Annotated in this window: 17 protein-coding genes; 10 read left to right on the top strand and 7 right to left on the bottom strand. The window is 59.7% G+C overall.

The window, feature by feature from the left end:
* Positions 1-251: 251 nt before the first annotated feature.
* The 4 genes from ACGYK7_RS17970 to ACGYK7_RS17955 all read left to right on the top strand — a co-directional run bounded on the left by ACGYK7_RS17970 (position 252) and on the right by ACGYK7_RS17955 (position 4,741).
* On the top strand, positions 252-1,319 hold the full coding sequence (locus tag ACGYK7_RS17970; protein WP_152467179.1) for a hypothetical protein: 1,068 nt from the start codon (positions 252-254) through the stop codon (positions 1,317-1,319).
* Between the two features lie 245 nt (positions 1,320-1,564).
* Positions 1,565-3,199 carry a Mu transposase C-terminal domain-containing protein gene (locus ACGYK7_RS17965; protein WP_152467153.1) on the top strand — a complete coding sequence of 545 codons (1,635 nt, stop codon included), beginning with the start codon at positions 1,565-1,567 and terminating at the stop codon, positions 3,197-3,199.
* A gap of 1 nt (position 3,200) precedes the next feature.
* A complete protein-coding gene (locus ACGYK7_RS17960; protein WP_152467199.1) occupies positions 3,201-4,082 on the top strand; it encodes a TniB family NTP-binding protein in 882 nt (293 codons plus the stop codon).
* On the top strand, positions 4,019-4,741 hold the full coding sequence (locus tag ACGYK7_RS17955; protein ID WP_238368764.1) for a TniQ family protein: 723 nt from the start codon (positions 4,019-4,021) through the stop codon (positions 4,739-4,741). The genes ACGYK7_RS17960 and ACGYK7_RS17955 overlap by 64 nt, the downstream gene beginning before the upstream one ends.
* A gap of 124 nt (positions 4,742-4,865) precedes the next feature.
* Here the strand turns inward: ACGYK7_RS17955 and ACGYK7_RS17950 are convergent, their stop codons facing one another.
* Both ACGYK7_RS17950 and ACGYK7_RS17945 read right to left on the bottom strand, forming a co-directional pair.
* The gene (locus ACGYK7_RS17950; protein ID WP_234163375.1) at positions 4,866-5,309 is read right to left on the bottom strand and encodes a hypothetical protein; all 444 of its coding nucleotides are present in this window, start codon (positions 5,307-5,309) and stop codon (positions 4,866-4,868) included.
* Between the two features lie 35 nt (positions 5,310-5,344).
* On the bottom strand, positions 5,345-6,526 hold the full coding sequence (locus ACGYK7_RS17945) for a Fic family protein (protein WP_152467152.1): 1,182 nt from the start codon (positions 6,524-6,526) through the stop codon (positions 5,345-5,347).
* Positions 6,527-7,764: 1,238 nt separating this feature from the next.
* Between ACGYK7_RS17945 and ACGYK7_RS17940 the strand changes: the two genes are divergently transcribed.
* Positions 7,765-8,103 (top strand): DUF736 family protein, encoded by a 339-nt coding sequence (locus ACGYK7_RS17940; RefSeq protein WP_065331505.1) that lies wholly within the window; start codon positions 7,765-7,767, stop codon positions 8,101-8,103.
* A 568-nt stretch (positions 8,104-8,671) separates the two neighbouring features.
* Here the strand turns inward: ACGYK7_RS17940 and ACGYK7_RS17935 are convergent.
* The 5 genes from ACGYK7_RS17935 to ACGYK7_RS17915 form a co-directional block, all read right to left on the bottom strand.
* Positions 8,672-9,319, bottom strand: coding sequence for a glutathione S-transferase family protein (locus tag ACGYK7_RS17935; RefSeq protein ID WP_051372683.1), 648 nt, complete (start codon positions 9,317-9,319; stop codon positions 8,672-8,674).
* Positions 9,319-10,221 carry an SDR family oxidoreductase gene (locus tag ACGYK7_RS17930; RefSeq protein WP_152467180.1) on the bottom strand — a complete coding sequence of 301 codons (903 nt, stop codon included), beginning with the start codon at positions 10,219-10,221 and terminating at the stop codon, positions 9,319-9,321. The genes ACGYK7_RS17935 and ACGYK7_RS17930 overlap by 1 nt, the downstream gene beginning before the upstream one ends.
* Before the next feature lie 42 nt (positions 10,222-10,263).
* The gene (locus ACGYK7_RS17925; RefSeq protein WP_036051542.1) at positions 10,264-10,761 is read right to left on the bottom strand and encodes a luciferase family protein; all 498 of its coding nucleotides are present in this window, start codon (positions 10,759-10,761) and stop codon (positions 10,264-10,266) included.
* A gap of 8 nt (positions 10,762-10,769) precedes the next feature.
* Complete coding sequence (locus ACGYK7_RS17920; RefSeq protein ID WP_136340168.1) at positions 10,770-11,585, bottom strand: class III extradiol ring-cleavage dioxygenase; 816 nt, start codon at positions 11,583-11,585, stop codon at positions 10,770-10,772.
* A gap of 66 nt (positions 11,586-11,651) precedes the next feature.
* Entirely contained in the window at positions 11,652-12,059 is a 408-nt protein-coding gene (locus ACGYK7_RS17915; RefSeq protein ID WP_043753122.1) for a DoxX family protein, read from the bottom strand.
* Between the two features lie 133 nt (positions 12,060-12,192).
* On the opposite strand from ACGYK7_RS17915, the gene ACGYK7_RS17910 reads away from it, so the two are divergent.
* The 5 genes from ACGYK7_RS17910 to ACGYK7_RS17890 all read left to right on the top strand — a co-directional run bounded on the left by ACGYK7_RS17910 (position 12,193) and on the right by ACGYK7_RS17890 (position 16,241).
* A complete protein-coding gene (locus ACGYK7_RS17910) occupies positions 12,193-12,546 on the top strand; it encodes a helix-turn-helix domain-containing protein (RefSeq protein ID WP_229737775.1) in 354 nt (117 codons plus the stop codon).
* Between the two features lie 252 nt (positions 12,547-12,798).
* Positions 12,799-13,392: a TetR/AcrR family transcriptional regulator gene (locus ACGYK7_RS17905; RefSeq protein WP_234163373.1), complete on the top strand. Its 594-nt coding sequence runs from the start codon at positions 12,799-12,801 to the stop codon at positions 13,390-13,392.
* A 79-nt stretch (positions 13,393-13,471) separates the two neighbouring features.
* Entirely contained in the window at positions 13,472-14,011 is a 540-nt protein-coding gene (locus ACGYK7_RS17900) for a TetR/AcrR family transcriptional regulator (RefSeq protein ID WP_136340217.1), read from the top strand.
* 31 nt (positions 14,012-14,042) lie between these two features.
* Positions 14,043-15,146 carry an efflux RND transporter periplasmic adaptor subunit gene (locus ACGYK7_RS17895; RefSeq protein WP_234163371.1) on the top strand — a complete coding sequence of 368 codons (1,104 nt, stop codon included), beginning with the start codon at positions 14,043-14,045 and terminating at the stop codon, positions 15,144-15,146.
* Between the two features lie 33 nt (positions 15,147-15,179).
* Positions 15,180-16,241: an efflux RND transporter permease subunit gene (locus tag ACGYK7_RS17890; RefSeq protein WP_394403759.1), complete on the top strand. Its 1,062-nt coding sequence runs from the start codon at positions 15,180-15,182 to the stop codon at positions 16,239-16,241.
* Positions 16,242-16,283: the final 42 nt, after the last annotated feature.

Raw genomic sequence — 16,283 nt, 5'->3', positions numbered from 1 at the left:
CTCGGAGAGAACCATGACCCCGAACGGACAGATCGCTATCCCGCTTGACACAGCCGCAATCAGAGAACCGTTTGTAAACGAATGCAAGTAAGTGCTCTCTCGTCGTGCTCGTCCAAAAACCCTTGGTTTCCTTGCGCTGAGCGCGATCTGAGAGGTTCCACCGGCAGTCGCGCGCGCATACTATATAAAGAGCAAAGGCAACCGCCACAAAATCACTTGGGTAATGTGCAAAAGAACAGTATTTTGCACATATGAAGCCCCAAGCATCCGCTTTGACAGATAATTTCGATGACCCCCTCATCACCATCGAGGAGGATGAAGAAGCTCACGAAGAGGATCTCTGGTTTCTGCCGGGACCACTCGATGAAGAACCAGATGATTTACCTCCCGGGCCACGGGCAGAACCGCCAGACACTGCTGTCATCGATGACTGGGCAAAGGCAGAAGGCGTTCACGCTGCGCGACTGGCAAAGGTGGCTGGACGCTTAGGAGCTCTGGATGATCGGCTGCTGCGTGGCCCGGAAGGCTGGCGGCATCGCCTCGCTTTGATCGAGGCAGCGAACCTCAGCTGGTTCTCAGGGGATCGGGTGAGTTCTGATCGTCTGGCGCTCTGGATATCGATGCGGCTCTCGGGCGCACAGGATGACCCAAATGCCCTTGCAAGAGTTGGATGGGCTGTTCGGCGCCTGACAGGCGGTCCCGGACCAAAGGCTGATTTGGCCGCCTTCCTGGATCGCCGCGATCCCGAGAACATTGAAGACAGCGCTGAGCGTTTCGAAGATCGCGCGGGCGGATGGTTGGACGTAATGGCCGCCGCTGCCGAACTCCACCCAATCACGCGGGCTTGCATGGGCTTTCATCTCTGGAGCCTGGCGGGCCTCGGACAGCACGGCGACCAGATCGAAGCCGCCGTCACCGCGTCCAGGATCGCGGCCAGCGACGGAAGCGGCGCCATCTTCGCACCGCTAGCTATGGGCGGGGCAGGGGGGCTGCGTGTCTCGGGCTTGCCACCCGAACGCTTGACCCGCTGGTTGGATGGGATGAACAGCGCAATTCTAACGGCGATGCGGCATCTAGACGATGCCGAGACATGGAGTGCTCGGGCGGAAGGAGTCATGTCTCAGCTTTCGGGGCGAACTCCGGCGGCTCTTCGTTCGGCGTTGACAGAATGGCCTTTGGTGTCAGCCCCGATGGCGGAGGCATTAACAGGCGCAAGTCGCGCGGCGGTTCAAAGGAACCTCGCCTGGATGGAAGAGAGAGGCCTGATCCGAGAAGTGACGCAACAAGGACGATTCAGGATGTGGCGGATCAAGGACTAGACCGTTGTGATCAGATCCAGCGACAGGGACCTTCTCGGTTCATTGAGGGAGGAGCGCTTATCGCCAATGCTTACGTTCATCGATGTCGCCAAAGGGTGGTGTCGCGTAGCCCTTAATTGTGAGATGAGAAATCCAACGAAATCAACAGCTGTGCTTTGCCCTTAAATATGAGATTTTGCCTTTAATTCCGATATTTTTGCTCTTAAACCTGAGACAGGGTTCACAGACATTTGCGGCAAATATCGATGGATGATGATGGCGAAGACTACGTTGCCGTTGGTGCTGAAGAAGCGCGCAGGGCCGCGGTGCTGCGTCCCCTTGTTCAGGCCTTTCTCAAAGGGACTGGCAGTCTGGAAAGTGGCATCAATGACGCCGTTTGGGAGCTTGGTGTCAGCAGGGCGACGGTCTGGCGTTGGGTAAAGCGGTTGGCGGAAGAGGGTGGGCGCACCAGCGCTCTGACGCCGCGGAAACGGGGCCGCCCGACCGGGACGATCTTGATATCCAGCAAAGTCGAAGCGGTGATCGAAGAGCACCTTCGCCGTTATTTTTTGCGCCGGGAGCGTTCGAGCCTGTCGCGCGTCGTGACAGAAATCCGCAGCGCGTGCTGGCAACAGGGCCTGCAGCCACCGACGCGGCGGACGGTTCAGCGTCGTCTGGATGCAATGAATGCCCGCAAAGTTGCGAAGGCACGAGAGGGCGCAAAGGCGGCCCGCCAGAAGTTTGCGCCGGTCACGGGTGAAAACAAGGCAAATCATCCTCTGGAAATCGTGCAAATCGACCATACGCCCGCAGACATTATTCTTGTCGACAGTTTTGAGCGCCAAGCAATTGGCCGGCCTTGGGTCACGCTGTCGATCGACATCGCAACGCGGATGGTAACCGGATACTACACTTCTCTTGAGGCTCCTTCGCGTCTGTCTGTGGCGCTTTGCCTGACACAGGCGGTTGCCCCCAAGGCGCAACTTCTGACGGAATTGGCGTGCAATATTCCTTGGCCCGCACAAGGCAAACCGCAGAGTGTCCATGTCGACAATGGCCGCGATTTCCGGTCGCGGGCCTTTCGGTCGGCCTGTGCGGAATGGGGGATCGATCTGGTCTATCGACCGCCGGGAAGTCCTCACTTCGGAGGTCACATCGAACGTTTGATCGGGACGATGATGGGGGCGGTTCACCTCCTGCCGGGCACAACGCAATCCTCGGTCACGACCAAGGGCGACTATGATGCCGAAGGCATGGCCACGATGACGTTGAGCGAATTCGATCGTTGGTTTGCTTTGGAAATCTGCCGTTACAACAACAGCATTCATTCAAGTCTTGGCTGCACGCCCGTTGCCAAATGGGAGGCGCTCTCAGAACAAATGACGGGCGATATCCCATTTGATATCGAAGCCTTTCAGGTGAGTTTCCTGCCGAGCGAACTGCGCAAGATCAGGCGTGACGGCATCCATCTGTTCCAGATACGGTACTGGTCCGATGCCCTTGCAGGCCACATCGGGCGCGGGGATGGAAAGGTGGTCGTTCGCTACGATCCTCGTGATATCTCAATGATCTGGGTCGAACTGGACGATGGCCGATTTGTTGAGGCGCGGTACAGAAATCTGGAAATTCCGCCCGTGCCACTCTGGGAATATCGCGAAGCCATGAGGAGGGCTCGGGCCCTTGGCAAGTCCGGGTCCAATGAGCTGGTTCTGGCTGAGCTGATCCGCCAGCAACGCCAGATCGAGACTGAAAGCCGGGGCCTGACGAAGGCCGAACGCCGATCCCGTGAAAGAAAAGGGACATTGGAGAGCGCCAACTCGGCCGTCTCGTCAACCGAAGGGCTGCGCGCGATCGATACGGGTGATACATCGCGCCCATTGTTCAAGGTGGAGAGATGGTGAATTGAGGGCAGGGACAACTGAAGAAGACGGCCGGATCGCCCTCATTCAATCGGATATCTGGATCGGCTTTCCACGGGCGGAACAGGTGTTGGACCGCTTGCAGGGCATGATCGAAGCGCCACGACAAACCCGTATGCCTGGGCTTCTTGTGCATGGCGCCTCCGGGATTGGAAAGACGATGATTGCCCGAAACCTGTCGCGCAAGTACGCACCAGAATACGATCCGGCATCAGGCATCACCCGCACACCGCTTCTGCTGTTGCAAGCGCCGCCCGCACCTGATGAACGGCGGTTTTACCTGCATATCCTGGCCGCCGTTGGCGCCCCGGCGACGGCACTGAGCGCCCGCGCTCAAAATGTGGCTTCCCTCGAAGTCCGTGTCATCGCGCTACTGCGTGACCTTGGCCTGCGGATGATCATGATCGACGAGGTTCACAACCTTTTGGCCGGGACCCACCGCGAACAGCGACGCTTTCTCAATGTTCTGCGGTATCTCAGCAATGAACTCGAAGTGTCGCTGGTCTGCCTCGGGGTCAGCGAGGCTGTCGATGCCATCCGTGGTGATATCCAACTTGCCAGGCGGCTGGACGAACATCACCTGCCAAACTGGCGCGATGATGCCGAGTTCTCGGATATGATCCAGACACTCATCGCGGCAATGCCCCTCAACAAAAAATCCAATCTGAAGGTCAAGTCGCTCAAGCAGATACTTGCACTGACCGGTGGGGTGACCTCGCGCATTTTCGCCCTAGTCAAGGATCTTTCCATCGAGGCCATTGTCACCGGTGAGGAATGCATCACCGATGACGCAATCGCAAAATGGACGCCGGTTTGGTCGCGCCATGCGAACGCCCATCGGCGGCTCGAGAAGACCGGCGTGTGACGCTGCGACCGCTGCCAAAGACTGTCGCACCGCTTCCAGACGAGTTGTTGTCAGGTTGGTTGTCTCGGTTGGCTGCGGCCAACTACTGTAATGACGCGGAACTGCTGGCTCATATCGAAATCGATACCACGCATGGCACCGCCTTGGACTTCAGCATCGACGCGGCTGCGGCAGAGAAGATTGCCAATGCCGCACGGGTCGCCCCAGATGTCGTGCGATCTTTGACCTTTCCGGCAATGACGCCACGAGAAGCATCGCTGACGGCCCAGATGCCATTCCAGCATTGTCTGCAATGCTCCCGAGAGGGCCTTTCGCTCAGGCATTGGAGGCGGGCCTGGGCATTCGACTGTCGGGTTTGCGGGACGAGACTTGTGCAGACCCTCGGCAAAGCCGGTGACGAACCAATATCCGACAAACTGATATACCGAGCGCGCCGCGGGGCAGGGATGCTTGAATGCGCCGCGCGATCGCAAGGCCCCAGGCAACTTCGGCGCGCAATGCGCGCAGTCACCTTTGCCATGTCACTTAAGGGCTGCCACGGGGAGCCCTTGTTCGCTCTTCAGAGCCACAGACCGGAAGTGAGGCTGTTGTGCCTTGCCGCAATCGCCGCCGCGCGATCTCATCCTTGGCTAAGGCAGCCATCGTCAGCTCCGCCATAGACGACTTTGCCAAGGTTGCTCTCTTGCGCGCCTTCGAGAAGGAGCATCGATTGCTAGCCGCGGTCGATCACATCGCGCAAAGGCACGCGAGAAGCAAAGGCCCCATGACAGCCGAATCTCGCAATTAAAGGCAAAACTCAATGCCGAAAGCGTCTCGTCTCAGATTTAAGGGAAACGCGACATCGGCCTTGCGAATATGAGGCATCCGGGTGAGCGAAGCGGCAGGCTGCTGGTGCGCGGCGATCCACGATATCGCCTGGAACAGCCAGCCATCACGGTGCCAAGGATCGTCACCCTCCGCCAACGTCAGTTGTTTGATCGCTGCAGTCGCCTGCTCGGCATTGGCAGCAGGTCCCGGCACCCCCGCACCGCTCAGGATCTTGGCGACGTGGCGATATTGGCCGAGAACTATACGTGCAACCTGTTCGGCGAGTGCGTCCTCATCATCGATGGACCACGCCCAGCCGTGGCAGAGTTCGCCATGATCTATTGGAACGAGTTTGAGAGTCATGGGCACGCCGAGCCATTGCCCGAACTTGTAGGGGAGCAACCCAGCCACGATTGACATTCATGGTCGAATGGCAATTGTCATCGCACCTTTCTCTAGGCAGTGGTGGGTAGCGGATCGGTACCCTCGCTGAGGATGGTCAGATAGGCGCGATAGCTGAAAACACGCCCCCGCTTCCTCCCAGTAATCTCCTCAAGAATTCCGAAGCGTTGGAGGTCGGCGAGGGCCGCGTTCACCGTCGGAGCCGACAGACCGGTGTACTCGACCAGTTGGTTCGCGGTCAGGAAGGGGTGCTGCTGGAACAGTTCATGGATACGCAGTGACGAACCGGCGCGATCGCTTTGCGCTGAAATGCGCTCGCGATCCTCCTTAAACAGGTCAACAATCCGCGTGGCGGCATCAAATGCCTGGTTTGCCGTATCCGCCACGCCAGCGAGGAAGAAGTCAAGCCAAGCCTCCCACTGACCATGCTCACGAACCTCCTGGAGCAGGCGATAGTAATCAGCGCGATGCGTCTTAAGAAACAAGCTCAGATAGAGGAGAGGCTTTTGCAGCACCCCATTGACGCAGAGGTACAATGTTACCAGCAACCTGCCGATGCGGCCATTGCCGTCGAGAAAAGGGTGGATGGTTTCAAACTGGACGTGCAGCAGTCCTGCCTTGATGAGAGCAGGAAGGCGGGACTGGTCGTCGTGCATGAAGCGTTCAAACGCGCCGAGGCAATTGTCCAGTTCCGTGACGGGGGGTGGAACGTACAGCGCATTACCGGGACGTGTCCCTCCGATCCAGTTCTGGGAGCGCCTAAACTCCCCGGGGTCCTTGGTGCCGCCACGTCCGCTTTGCAGCAAACGCGCATGCATCTCGCGGATTAGCCTCAGGGACAGTGGCAAGTCTTCGAGGCGCTCCAACCCGTACATCATGGCATCGACGTAGTTCGAGACCTCGCGGATGTCATCGATTGGCTGGCCCGCCTGTGCTTCGGTCTCGAAACGCAGCAGGTCTGTCAGCGTCGATTGCGTTCCTTCGATCTGTGAGGAAAGTACGGCCTCCTTGCGGACATACATATAGAGGAACAGTTCCTGGCGCGGCAGAAGCATCGTGATGCCATCCAGCCGCCCTAAGGCGCGCTCCGCGAGGCTGAGTCGGTCGAGAAGCCCCAGTACGTCGATTGTTGGGACTGGAGGCAGGGGAGGTGGTACGAAGGCGCGGACCGTCTCTCCTGCAACGGGGGTTTCGACAAAGCGGCCAAGGCGTTGGTTGGGGTCTGAATCGGTCATAGCTCACTATGATGCCCCTCTTTTATTTAAGCAATACGGGCTTCGCTTAAATAGTGGGTAGGCTAAGATAAGCGGGTTTAATTAACGTGGTGAGAGTAGGTCAGTGGCAATATGAGCGGGTTCATGGCAGCTTCCTACTGCTCTCGGTTGCAGGAATCCTTCCCGATGCCTGTGCGGAATAGCCTCTTCCAGAGAACACCATCGATCACGAGTCGCCAATCGAGACCTTTCGGCTCATTGGCCCGCATTACGGGCGTCCTACGCGATATGGCAGCTACGCGCACGACAACTCGGATGGCTGAAGAAGGCCAAAGGTCGTATCTGTTACATTCCGAGTCGGGGTTAGTTTCATCAGATCGGCGAACGGAATTCGTGGGTGCTTGTTGTCCATAAATCATCCTGCCCTTTGGTCAGGACCGCGCCCTACTCGGTCGGCTGCATGCAGCCGCCCTCCCCGAGCTGAAACGCTGCCTCTCCCTGCGACGTACCGCTGGCCGTGCCGTCTCCTCCGGAGCCAGCCCGACCAGCCGTCGCATGGTCGTGGCAACGCTTCATCTCGGCCATTCGGTAACGGTCGCTGGGGCGGGGCGGGTCGCTTCAATAGTCTCGTTTTTCCCGTGTCAGCCGGTGTTAGTCCTCGCTTTGCCGGACATGCTGTTCTGCCATCATTGACCGCAAAGGAGTTTCGACAACCGCCGGATCGCTCTGGCCAAAGCTGGCAGAGGGTCGGTGTTGGACGCGATGTAAAAAATCGCAAACTATTGGGATGCCGAAGAGGGTTGGTCCGAAATCGGGATGACCCGCGCCCGGTGCAGATGCCACGGCGGTCTGCTTGAAATCGCTCAGCCAGATGGCACCTCACTCGACCAACTTACCACGGGCAAGCGGTCGCGCCACGTTAGGCAAGGCTCGGCAAAGCGCGAACCCGTCCGGCTGCGGCTCGGGGTGAGAGGGCAGAAAGGACACCGCCCCCGGCAGTTTCATCGGCTGTTCACCTGGGTGTCCTTCGCGGCCACCGCACTTCTCCCGATGTGTTGCTCTGCATGACATGCTGGTCGCAGCTGTCGTCCCGTCCACAAAGGTTGTCGCCGATCTTTTTCCCCTGACCCTACGGGTCATTCCTCGCGCGCCAAAAAGACCGGCGCCTGCCCCTCTCCGCTACGCTTCGCCTTCGGTGTGGCCGGGCCTTGGCCAGCTGCAAGGTGACCATCATTGCAATGCAAACAAGGAGAAGAGCAATGACCACGAACTGCATTAAATTCACCAGCACCGACATCGAAACCGCCAAGGGCGTCGGCTCCATCTCGACCCTGACCTTCGACCTCGACATCACGGTCGAACCCGTCGCGAGCACGAACCCGATGGCCCCCACGCACCGCGTCCTCGGCCGCTCCCCGCGCGGCAAGCTGGTCGAGTGCGGCGGCATCTGGAAGAAGCAGAACAAGGAGACCGGCGCCGACTACTACACGCTGACCATCCGCGACCACGGCTTCAACGCCAACCTCGGCAAGGCCGCAAACCAGGACGATCTGTCCCTGCAGGCTGTCATCCCTTGGGGCCCCAAAGACGCCGCCTAAGCCAACGGCCAGACCGCTCCGGCGGTCTGGTTTTTTCTTGTTCCTGGGAACGACAGCGGTTTGAGTGAACGAACGAAATATGAAGCCCCGAAGCAGCCTATTGCGGGCAACATTGCGAGCTTCATAAGTCCTACACCACCCTTGCTCAGGGCAGCATGACCCCGCGGTTCTGAACGGTCACATACATCAGCGTCCAAGAATTAAGGGAACAGTGACACCCGCATAGCTGTCCTGCACGGTTACACTGTGCTCGGCATCCCGCTCGCGGAGGCCGTGAGATCAGTCTTTGTCTTGGACGAACGGCACGTGCTCAATTGGCGCGACGGATGCTGAGTTATCGGACCTGATGAATACACTCCGCGCGAAAACTCTAAAGATCGGGATGAGACACAGCATCTACATCCCAAAACCGCCGCATTGCTTCCGGAGGAACTCTTGTCAGGTTGGTTGTCGCGGCTGTCTGCGGCTAATTTCTGTCATGCGACGCTTCCTGCTCATGTCTAAATCTGATAGCGCGCCGATCGCCGGACGTGATGCAGATCGTTCAATCATCGCGGCGAGCGCGATGTCAGGCGAAGAGCGCAAGAAGCGGTGCTACGGCCTTCTGCCAGCTGTCACGCGCTTCAAGCCGGCCGATCCAGCCCGCGATTCTGGGGAATTCGTCCAGCGAAATCCCCGCTTGGTCGCGATACATGAATGTGGTCGCCAGATAGAAGTCGGCAAGGCTGAGTGCGCCTGCAATCCAATCCTTATCGTCGAGTCCGGTTTCCAGAACGGCAAGGAACTGATCGGTGGCTTTCCGTTCCGCTTCGACCACAGTAGGATCAGGATCGCCCATGCCGAATTTCTCTTTGAGGAACAGCTCAAAGGACAACTTCTGCATCGCCGGGCCTAGGTGGATGGCTTGCCACCAGGCCCACTGATCGACGAGGGCCCGCGTCTTGAGGCCATCAGGATAGAGCCCTGCCTCGGGCCGGATCCCGGCCAGATAGGCACAGATCGCCCGGGACTCCCAGAGCACGAAATTCCCGTCCTCCAAAACAGGCACCTTTGCATTTGAATTGCGGGCAAGAAATTCCGCCGCGCGGTTGTCCCCGGCACGGATGTCGACCTCGACGATTTCGAGTTCCACGCCCAGTTCGTGCGCCACCGCCCGTACACGCAGCGCATTCGGTGAGAAGTTCGCGTTGTAAAGCCTCATGACATTTTCCAGCATTATTGTTCCTGCGGCGCCTGAAGAAGCGCCGCGCGGTTAGCGGCCAGGAAATCGGCCACCGACTGTCCGGGCTTGCCGGTGAGCGATTCGAGATCGCCGCTGGCCACATCGAGATAACCCTGCGCGATTGCTTCGTCGAAGGAGGCAAAGACCCTCGCCATGAACTCCGGCAGTCCATTTGCGATCATCGCCTGCACCAGATCCTCGGCGGGCAGGGCGACATAGGGGATTTCCTTACCCGCAATTTCGGACAAGATCGCCGCGACCTCGGCCTGGCTGACCGTCTCCGGCCCGGTGATATCGAGGGTCTCCCTTCCCGTAGCTTTCATTAGCGCCGCGGCTGCGGCACGGGCGCAATCCGCGCGTGTCACATATCCGGTCTTGCCATCTGCTGCGGCGGAGAAATGCGTGCCCATGGCGACGCTCTGCTGGCCGCCCATCAACAGAAAGTCGGTGTACATATTGTTGCGCAGGATCGTATGATCCGCCCCACTTTCCGTGATCAGCTTCTCGGTCCCTTCGTGGTCTTGAGCGAATCCGATTGGACTTTCCGCGACTGGGCCTGCGAAGGAGGTATAGACGATGTGGTCGATACCTACCGTCTTGGCCGCAGCAATCGCATTGGAATGAGCTGCGAGCCGCTTGCCCGGCTCCAGATCGTCGGTGGAGATGATGAGGAGACGCTTGCCGCCCGCGAAGGCTGCTTCAAGAGAAGCCGGGTCGTTGAAATCGCCCTCGCGCGCCTCGACTCTTTTTCCCGCCAGATCGGCAAGCTTGTCGGGAGTGCGCGAGATCGCGATGACCGGCCCGGCACCTGCCTGAACCAGCAGGTCGACCACCTGCCGGCCAAGTTGTCCGGACGCGCCGGTCACGATGAAGGGGCCGTTCTGGATGTTGGACATGGTATCTCTCTTATCTTGATGTTTCTGCAAGCGCGCTTGCGATCAATCGTGGATTTGGGTGGGGGCGGGATTCGCCAGCTTGCCGCGCGCGAAACCCCAGCTTGTGGTCAGGATTTTGATCATCACATCGACCTCTGCCTCATCGCGTGGAGCAAAGGCCATGATCGCATTGGCCGGGATGTATCCGGCCGAGGCCATCGGGTGCTGTTCGCCCCATCCCTTCGCGATGAGTTCCTCAACCGCCGCCAGCGGCAGCATCATGTGCGACGAACCGTCATAGGCGGGATGCACATGCGCAAATTCGCGTCCGATCATGAAGGCTTCGCGCGGGCCGCAGGCATGCGGCCGCGGCAGGACTAATGCCTCGGCGCCGGGGACCGAAATACCCGATCGGCAACGCTCGACGAAGGGCAGGGCGAAGGCCTTCTGCTTGAACAATGCGTGAATCTCGGCCGAGGAGTTCTGCGACACTTGCTCATGCGGGGCGCACTCGGTGGTTTCGGGGCGCGGACCCTGCCGCAAGGGAAGTTCGAAGCACATATCTGGTCCTATCCAAATCTGAACGCGCTTTCGACCGCGCCCAATACGTGATCCTCGAGGGTCTTTTCCCCCCGATCCGCAAGCGCGGCGCCGGCCACGACGTGCAATGGAATTAGATGTTCCTCGCGCGGATTGGCGTCGCGTGCGCCGGGTGCCCGATCCCAAGCAGCCAGCATGGCGCGGCGCGCCCCGGGGTCTTCATGGGTCACCGCACCCGTGAGCCATCGGTCGAAGTCGCCGCCGTTCACCGGGCCATCGGGTCCGCCCCTCATCGCCCGCATCATCTTGCCCATGTTGTGATAGGTGTTGCCGGACCCGATGATCAGAACACCTTCGTCTCGCAAGGGCGCCAACGCGCGACCAGCAGCAAGATGCGCCTCAGCGTCGAGATCGTCGCGCAGGCTCAGTTGGACGGTAGGTATGTCGGCCTCAGGCAAAGCCACCTTTAGCGGAACAAACACCCCATGATCGAAGCCACGCGTAGCGTCGGCCCGGGTTTCAAAACCCGCGCCATTCAATAGCTCGCTTGCACGGGCCGCCAGCGTAGGATCGCCTAGCGCGGGCCAGGTCAGCTGATAAGTATGGGGGGGAAACCCCTGATAGTCGAACAGCAGCGGCGGCGCGGAGTTGGTCTGCACGGTAAACACCCGTTCCTCCCAATGGCCTGAGATCACGAGAAGCGCCTTGGGCTTTGCCGGCAGGCTCGCAGGCAAAGCCTCAAGGAATCTGCGGTGCCTGTCCCAGGTGTCAGGCGGGTTCCAGTCCATGAAGAAGCAAGGGCCGCCTCCATGGGGAACAAACACTGTCGGCTGCCTTTCGGTCATTCTGTCGTCCTTTTGAACCCCAAGCCCGAGGGTGGATGGCCAGCGCCGTGGCAACTCCGCATCGGATTAATTCGTCTCTGTCGGAAACGTCGGCGCATATGCCGACTTTACCGCACGCACGCGATTGGCTGTCATCCACGAGGCGATCAGGAGCACCCAGGTCGCAAGAGCCGGTGGCCAGCCTGGATCGCCCGCGCCCACATGCGCCCCGAACGCCAACACCAGATGCCAGAACATCGCCGCGTAAGCCCAGTCCGCCAGCATCGCCGAAGGGCGCCAGAGAATCACCACCGCGCCGACAATCTTCAAAATCGCGAGCGGCCAGATGATGTATGTGGGATAGCTCAACACCTCGCGATACATGCCCGCGACCATATCGTGGGATGAGATGTAGAAAGTCGCCGCACCCAGATAGACCAGCGCCACAAGGCCGGTCGCGATCCAGTAGACATACTTTGCCACGTTGTCACTCATCACCGCACTCCCTGTTTGCAAGGGCTTGTTCAGCCGCAGTTTCCGCTCTAAGTACCTTTAGGTGTCTTGCATCGTTCGTGAAAGTAGGCACTTAAAAGTAACTAGATTACTTTAACCGCGAGGATAATCCACGATGAAGAGCGTCCAGCCCCCCTCATGCCCGATGGAGGCGCTTCTGCGTGTCATCACAGGCCCTTGGACGATCTATATACTCTGGGTTCTGTCCGAGCAGGGACCGCAGCGTTTCGGCGCGCTCAAGCGTTTGGTGCCCGGCATTTCCACCCGGGTCCTGACCGAGAGGCTGAGAATGCTGGAACATGCTGGCGTTGTATGGCGCGAGCAGGCCATGACCATCCCACCCGCTGTCACCTACGGGCTGACTGAGCGCGGCGCGGAACTGCGCGGCGTGCTGGACAAGCTTGGCTCGATCGCACGCCGCTGGGAGGCCGAGGGTGCCTTTGTCGGGACCGCAAGCGCGGCAGAATGACGGTACCCCTCCTGTTCGCGGGATAATCCCGCGCCCGAGAACAACTCAGGCAGAATCAGACCCGAAGCTCATGACGAATTGAAAACGGCGCTAGAAAAAGCCGCCAAGCGGCGCTTGGTGGGGTAGATCCGCACAGCTTTACGCTTTGCTGCTAAATCAACTTCTATCTACTATACTCACTAGACGGTACAGTAAAGCTTGTAACCGCCTAGTCCTGCCTGGGATAGAGAGAACGAGATGCCCGTGAGAAAAATGGCCGACGTCATGATTGGTGCGCGCGAGGTTTTCTTCCGATGCGGTTACGAAGGAGCCACGGTCGATGCAATTGCCGCTGAAGGAAAAGTGTCGAAGGCAACCATGTATTCGTATTACCCGACCAAGGAGCAACTGTTCCTGAGCGTGGTTGAATCCGAATGCGGTCGGCTTGCGGACGAAATCCTCCGGCCCTTGATCGCGTCTTTGGAGCCGCGCGCCCAGTTGGAAGAACTCGCCCTTCGCATGGTCGACCTCACCTTGGACGACACCTACATCCGTCTCCTGCGAACGTGCGTTGGCGCCTCCGAGGCACTGCCCGAAGTGGGTGAGGTTTATTTTCGCGCAGGCCCGAAACCTGCCCGCGAACTCGTCGGTCGGATTCTGGAGCGCCTTACGCGCGAAGGCGCGCTCGATGTCGATGACGTCCGGCGCGCGTCCGATCACTTCATACACCTTTGCGTTTCGGGGCTACTTATGCCGCGCCTTCTCGCAGTGAAACGAGCTGTCCACCGCGAGCAACATGCGCGCGAAGCGGTCGCTGCATTCCTGCGACTTTACGGTAGCGGCCACAGAGACAAATTTTCAGATTGAGCTCGCTTGCCAAATACGGGGCAGCGCATTAGCTCGCCCAATGACTTAACCGACCGGACGGTACAGGGTGACTGCACAAGTGGAAAAGCAACCGAAGAACGCCTCGCCGAAGATTCTCGGCGCTGCGCGGGCGATTGCGCTGCGAGAAGGCGCGGGAAAGATCACGATCGACGCCGTCGCTCGGGAATCCGGCCTCAGCAAGGGTGGGGTGTTGTACAACTTCCCCACCAAGAAAGCGCTTCTGGCCGGGCTGCTCGACGAAATGCTCGCGGAGCACCGCGAACGTCTGGCGTCGGTCCCGGAAGGGCACAGTTCCCGCACCCTGCGCGGTCATCTCGAGACAGTTCTGCAAGCCGTAAGCACCGATGATGACCTTTCGATGGCTATTCTCGCGGTTTCGGCGTCGGATCCGAATCTTCTGGACCCGCTGAGAAGAGAGCTGTCCCGTGATGTCGAGCGCATCCGTTCGGACGCGCAGGACGACACTGCGGCGATGGTTCTTTTTTTGGCGATCCAGGGTCTTCGTTTCCAGAGGCTTCTTCGCCTCGCGGATGGTGACGACGATCAGCAAGACGCCGCCATCGACAGATTGAAGGACATGATAAATGAGCTTGAATAGAACCAGATACTTCCGAGGAGGTGCCGCTGGATTGGTCGCCCTTCTTCTCGCCATTGTCCTTCTCGTGCAATTCAACCCGGACATCGCATCCAAGGTCTTCGCGCAGACTACGGATGAGGTTTCCGGTGCCGATGCGCAAGGGAGCGCCGAGCAAGACATGGCCCAACCGGTCACGGTCGAAGTATCGCGTGCCGAGCTTCGCGATAGCGATAGGGCGCGCAGCCTGGCAGGCCGCGTGGAGCCCGCCCGGACCGTGGATATTGCCTTTCAGGTTTCGGGTCAGCTTTCCGACCTCGCGGTAGATGCTGGGACTCGGGTCGAGAAAGGCGATTTAATTGCCGCGCTCGACCCAGTCGATTTCGAATTGGCCGTGGATCGGGCGCAGGCCTCTTTCGACCTCGCAAAATCCGAATACGATCGTGCGTTGAGTCTGACCGAGAGGGGGGTGGCGACCGACGCCCGACTTGAAACGAACCGCGCGCAGCTTGCTCAGGCAGAAGTCGCCCTGCGTGAAGCGGAGCGACGCTTGGCTCAAGCCACGATCACCGCGCCCTTCGACGCCATTGTCGCGCGCATCTTTCTGGAGGAGTTTTCGAACGTCACCCCTGCGGCTCCGATTGCCAGGTTGCAGGACATCAGTGAAATGCGGGTGCGGATTTCGCTGCCCGAGGAACTCGCCGCGATGGCACGGGCCCAGCCCGATGCATTCAGGGTAACCGCCTCTTTCCCCGCCGTGCCGGGATATGACGCAACTCTGTATCTGCGGAAATTCGTGACCGATGCAGACCCCACAGCCCAAACCTATGACGTCGAGTTTGCAATCGAGGGCGCCATCGACCCGAGATTGCTGCCCGGAATGACGGCGAATGTGCGCGTAGCCGCCGCCGCGGAGGGTGCGCAATCGCGGTTGGTAGTCGTCCCGGTCTCGGCGATCGACACGACGAGCCGGAGCGAGCCGTCCATCTGGCTGTATGACGAGGGGACCGGCCGGGTGTCCCGTAAGACGATCCGCCTGGGGCTGCCGAACGACGACGAAATCGTCGTGCTTGAGGGGCTCTCCGGAGACGAACTGGTTGTGTCCGGCGGGTGGTGGCGCCTGAAGGAAAACGAAACAGTCGCGGTTCGCGGCCTCTGAACGATCCTGGACCGGAAAACCGAAACCATGACAATGAGTATTTCCCGCGCAAGCATCCGACGTCCGGTCGCCGTTTGGCTGGCAATTATCTTTTGCCTTCTCGGCGGTTTGTGGGGGCTGAACACGGTCGGACGCCTCGAAGACCCGAGTTTCACGCTCAAGACGGCGCTCGTTTTCGTGCCCTATCCGGGCGCGACGGCGATGGAGGTGGAAGAGGAAGTCACCGATGTCGTGGAAAGCGCACTCCAACAGATGAAGCAGCTCGACCGGGTGGAATCGAAATCCATGCCGGGCATGGCCCAGATCACGGTCGAGATCGAGATGACCTATGGGCCCGACGAGATTCCGCAGGTCTGGGACGAGATGCGCCGCCGTATCCGCGACATCGAAGGAGAGCTTCCCTCCGGTGCGCAGTCTCCGATCATCAATGACGATTTCGGCGACGTCTACGGCATGTTCTACGCTGTGACGGCCGATGGGTTGAGCGCCTCGGAACAGCGAGACCTCGCGACTAAACTGCGGCGCGACCTTGTCACCGTCGACGGGGTGGCCAAGATCGAGGTTCAGGGGCTGGCTGAAGAGGAGATCATCATTTCGATCCCTTCGGCGCGCCTGACCGAACTGGGCCTGCCACCGGACCAGATCCTCGGTATCATCGCCGACGAAAACCAGGTTTTCTCCAACGGCGAGATCAGCGAAGGGCTGTCTCGGCTGGGCGTGTCCGTTCCGCCGGGTTATGTCAGCGTCGAGGGCATAGAGGCGCTGCGGCTCGGCGCCCCCGGAGAGGTCGGGCAGATTGCGCTCTACGACATCGCTCGCGTGGTCCGAGAGGAGACAGAGCGGCCGAGCCAGATCGTGCGTCACAATGGCACGCGGGCCTTCACCCTCGGGGTCTCGGCGCTCGTGGACCGCAACGTTGTCGAGGTCGGCAGATCGGTCGAGGCACGGCTGGACCAGCTGAAGACCGAATTGCCGGACGGCGTCGAGATCGTACCGATCTATGAACAGCATAAGGTCGTCGACGAAGCGGTCTCGAGCTTCCTCGTCGGCCTCGGTCAATGGGACTGTCCTGAATTTTGTGCTCTGGCATGGTAACTGCTCTATAAGGAGACCCACGTATGAGCATTGACAAAAAGC

It is taken from the genome of Sulfitobacter sp. 1A15299, assembly GCF_043556915.1.
Taxonomy (GTDB): domain Bacteria; phylum Pseudomonadota; class Alphaproteobacteria; order Rhodobacterales; family Rhodobacteraceae; genus Sulfitobacter.
Note: the sequence above shows the minus strand (reverse complement) of the source record. Positions and strands in the feature narration are given on the sequence as shown.

Excerpts from the sequence above, each read along its gene's own strand:
- ACGYK7_RS17920 (WP_136340168.1), bottom strand. The coding sequence starts at position 11,585 with ATGACCGAAAGGCAGCCGACAGTGTTTGTTCCCCATGGAGGCGGCCCT.
- ACGYK7_RS17915 (WP_043753122.1), bottom strand. The coding sequence starts at position 12,059 with ATGAGTGACAACGTGGCAAAGTATGTCTACTGGATCGCGACCGGCCTT.
- ACGYK7_RS17910 (WP_229737775.1), top strand. The coding sequence starts at position 12,193 with ATGAAGAGCGTCCAGCCCCCCTCATGCCCGATGGAGGCGCTTCTGCGT.
- ACGYK7_RS17970 (WP_152467179.1), top strand. The coding sequence starts at position 252 with ATGAAGCCCCAAGCATCCGCTTTGACAGATAATTTCGATGACCCCCTC.
- ACGYK7_RS17950 (WP_234163375.1), bottom strand. The coding sequence starts at position 5,309 with ATGTCAATCGTGGCTGGGTTGCTCCCCTACAAGTTCGGGCAATGGCTC.
- ACGYK7_RS17925 (WP_036051542.1), bottom strand. The coding sequence starts at position 10,761 with ATGTGCTTCGAACTTCCCTTGCGGCAGGGTCCGCGCCCCGAAACCACC.
- ACGYK7_RS17940 (WP_065331505.1), top strand. The coding sequence starts at position 7,765 with ATGACCACGAACTGCATTAAATTCACCAGCACCGACATCGAAACCGCC.
- ACGYK7_RS17905 (WP_234163373.1), top strand. The coding sequence starts at position 12,799 with ATGGCCGACGTCATGATTGGTGCGCGCGAGGTTTTCTTCCGATGCGGT.
- ACGYK7_RS17965 (WP_152467153.1), top strand. The coding sequence starts at position 1,565 with ATGGATGATGATGGCGAAGACTACGTTGCCGTTGGTGCTGAAGAAGCG.
- ACGYK7_RS17945 (WP_152467152.1), bottom strand. The coding sequence starts at position 6,526 with ATGACCGATTCAGACCCCAACCAACGCCTTGGCCGCTTTGTCGAAACC.
- ACGYK7_RS17930 (WP_152467180.1), bottom strand. The coding sequence starts at position 10,221 with ATGTCCAACATCCAGAACGGCCCCTTCATCGTGACCGGCGCGTCCGGA.
- ACGYK7_RS17955 (WP_238368764.1), top strand. The coding sequence starts at position 4,019 with ATGGACGCCGGTTTGGTCGCGCCATGCGAACGCCCATCGGCGGCTCGA.
- ACGYK7_RS17890 (WP_394403759.1), top strand. The coding sequence starts at position 15,180 with ATGAGTATTTCCCGCGCAAGCATCCGACGTCCGGTCGCCGTTTGGCTG.
- ACGYK7_RS17935 (WP_051372683.1), bottom strand. The coding sequence starts at position 9,319 with ATGCTGGAAAATGTCATGAGGCTTTACAACGCGAACTTCTCACCGAAT.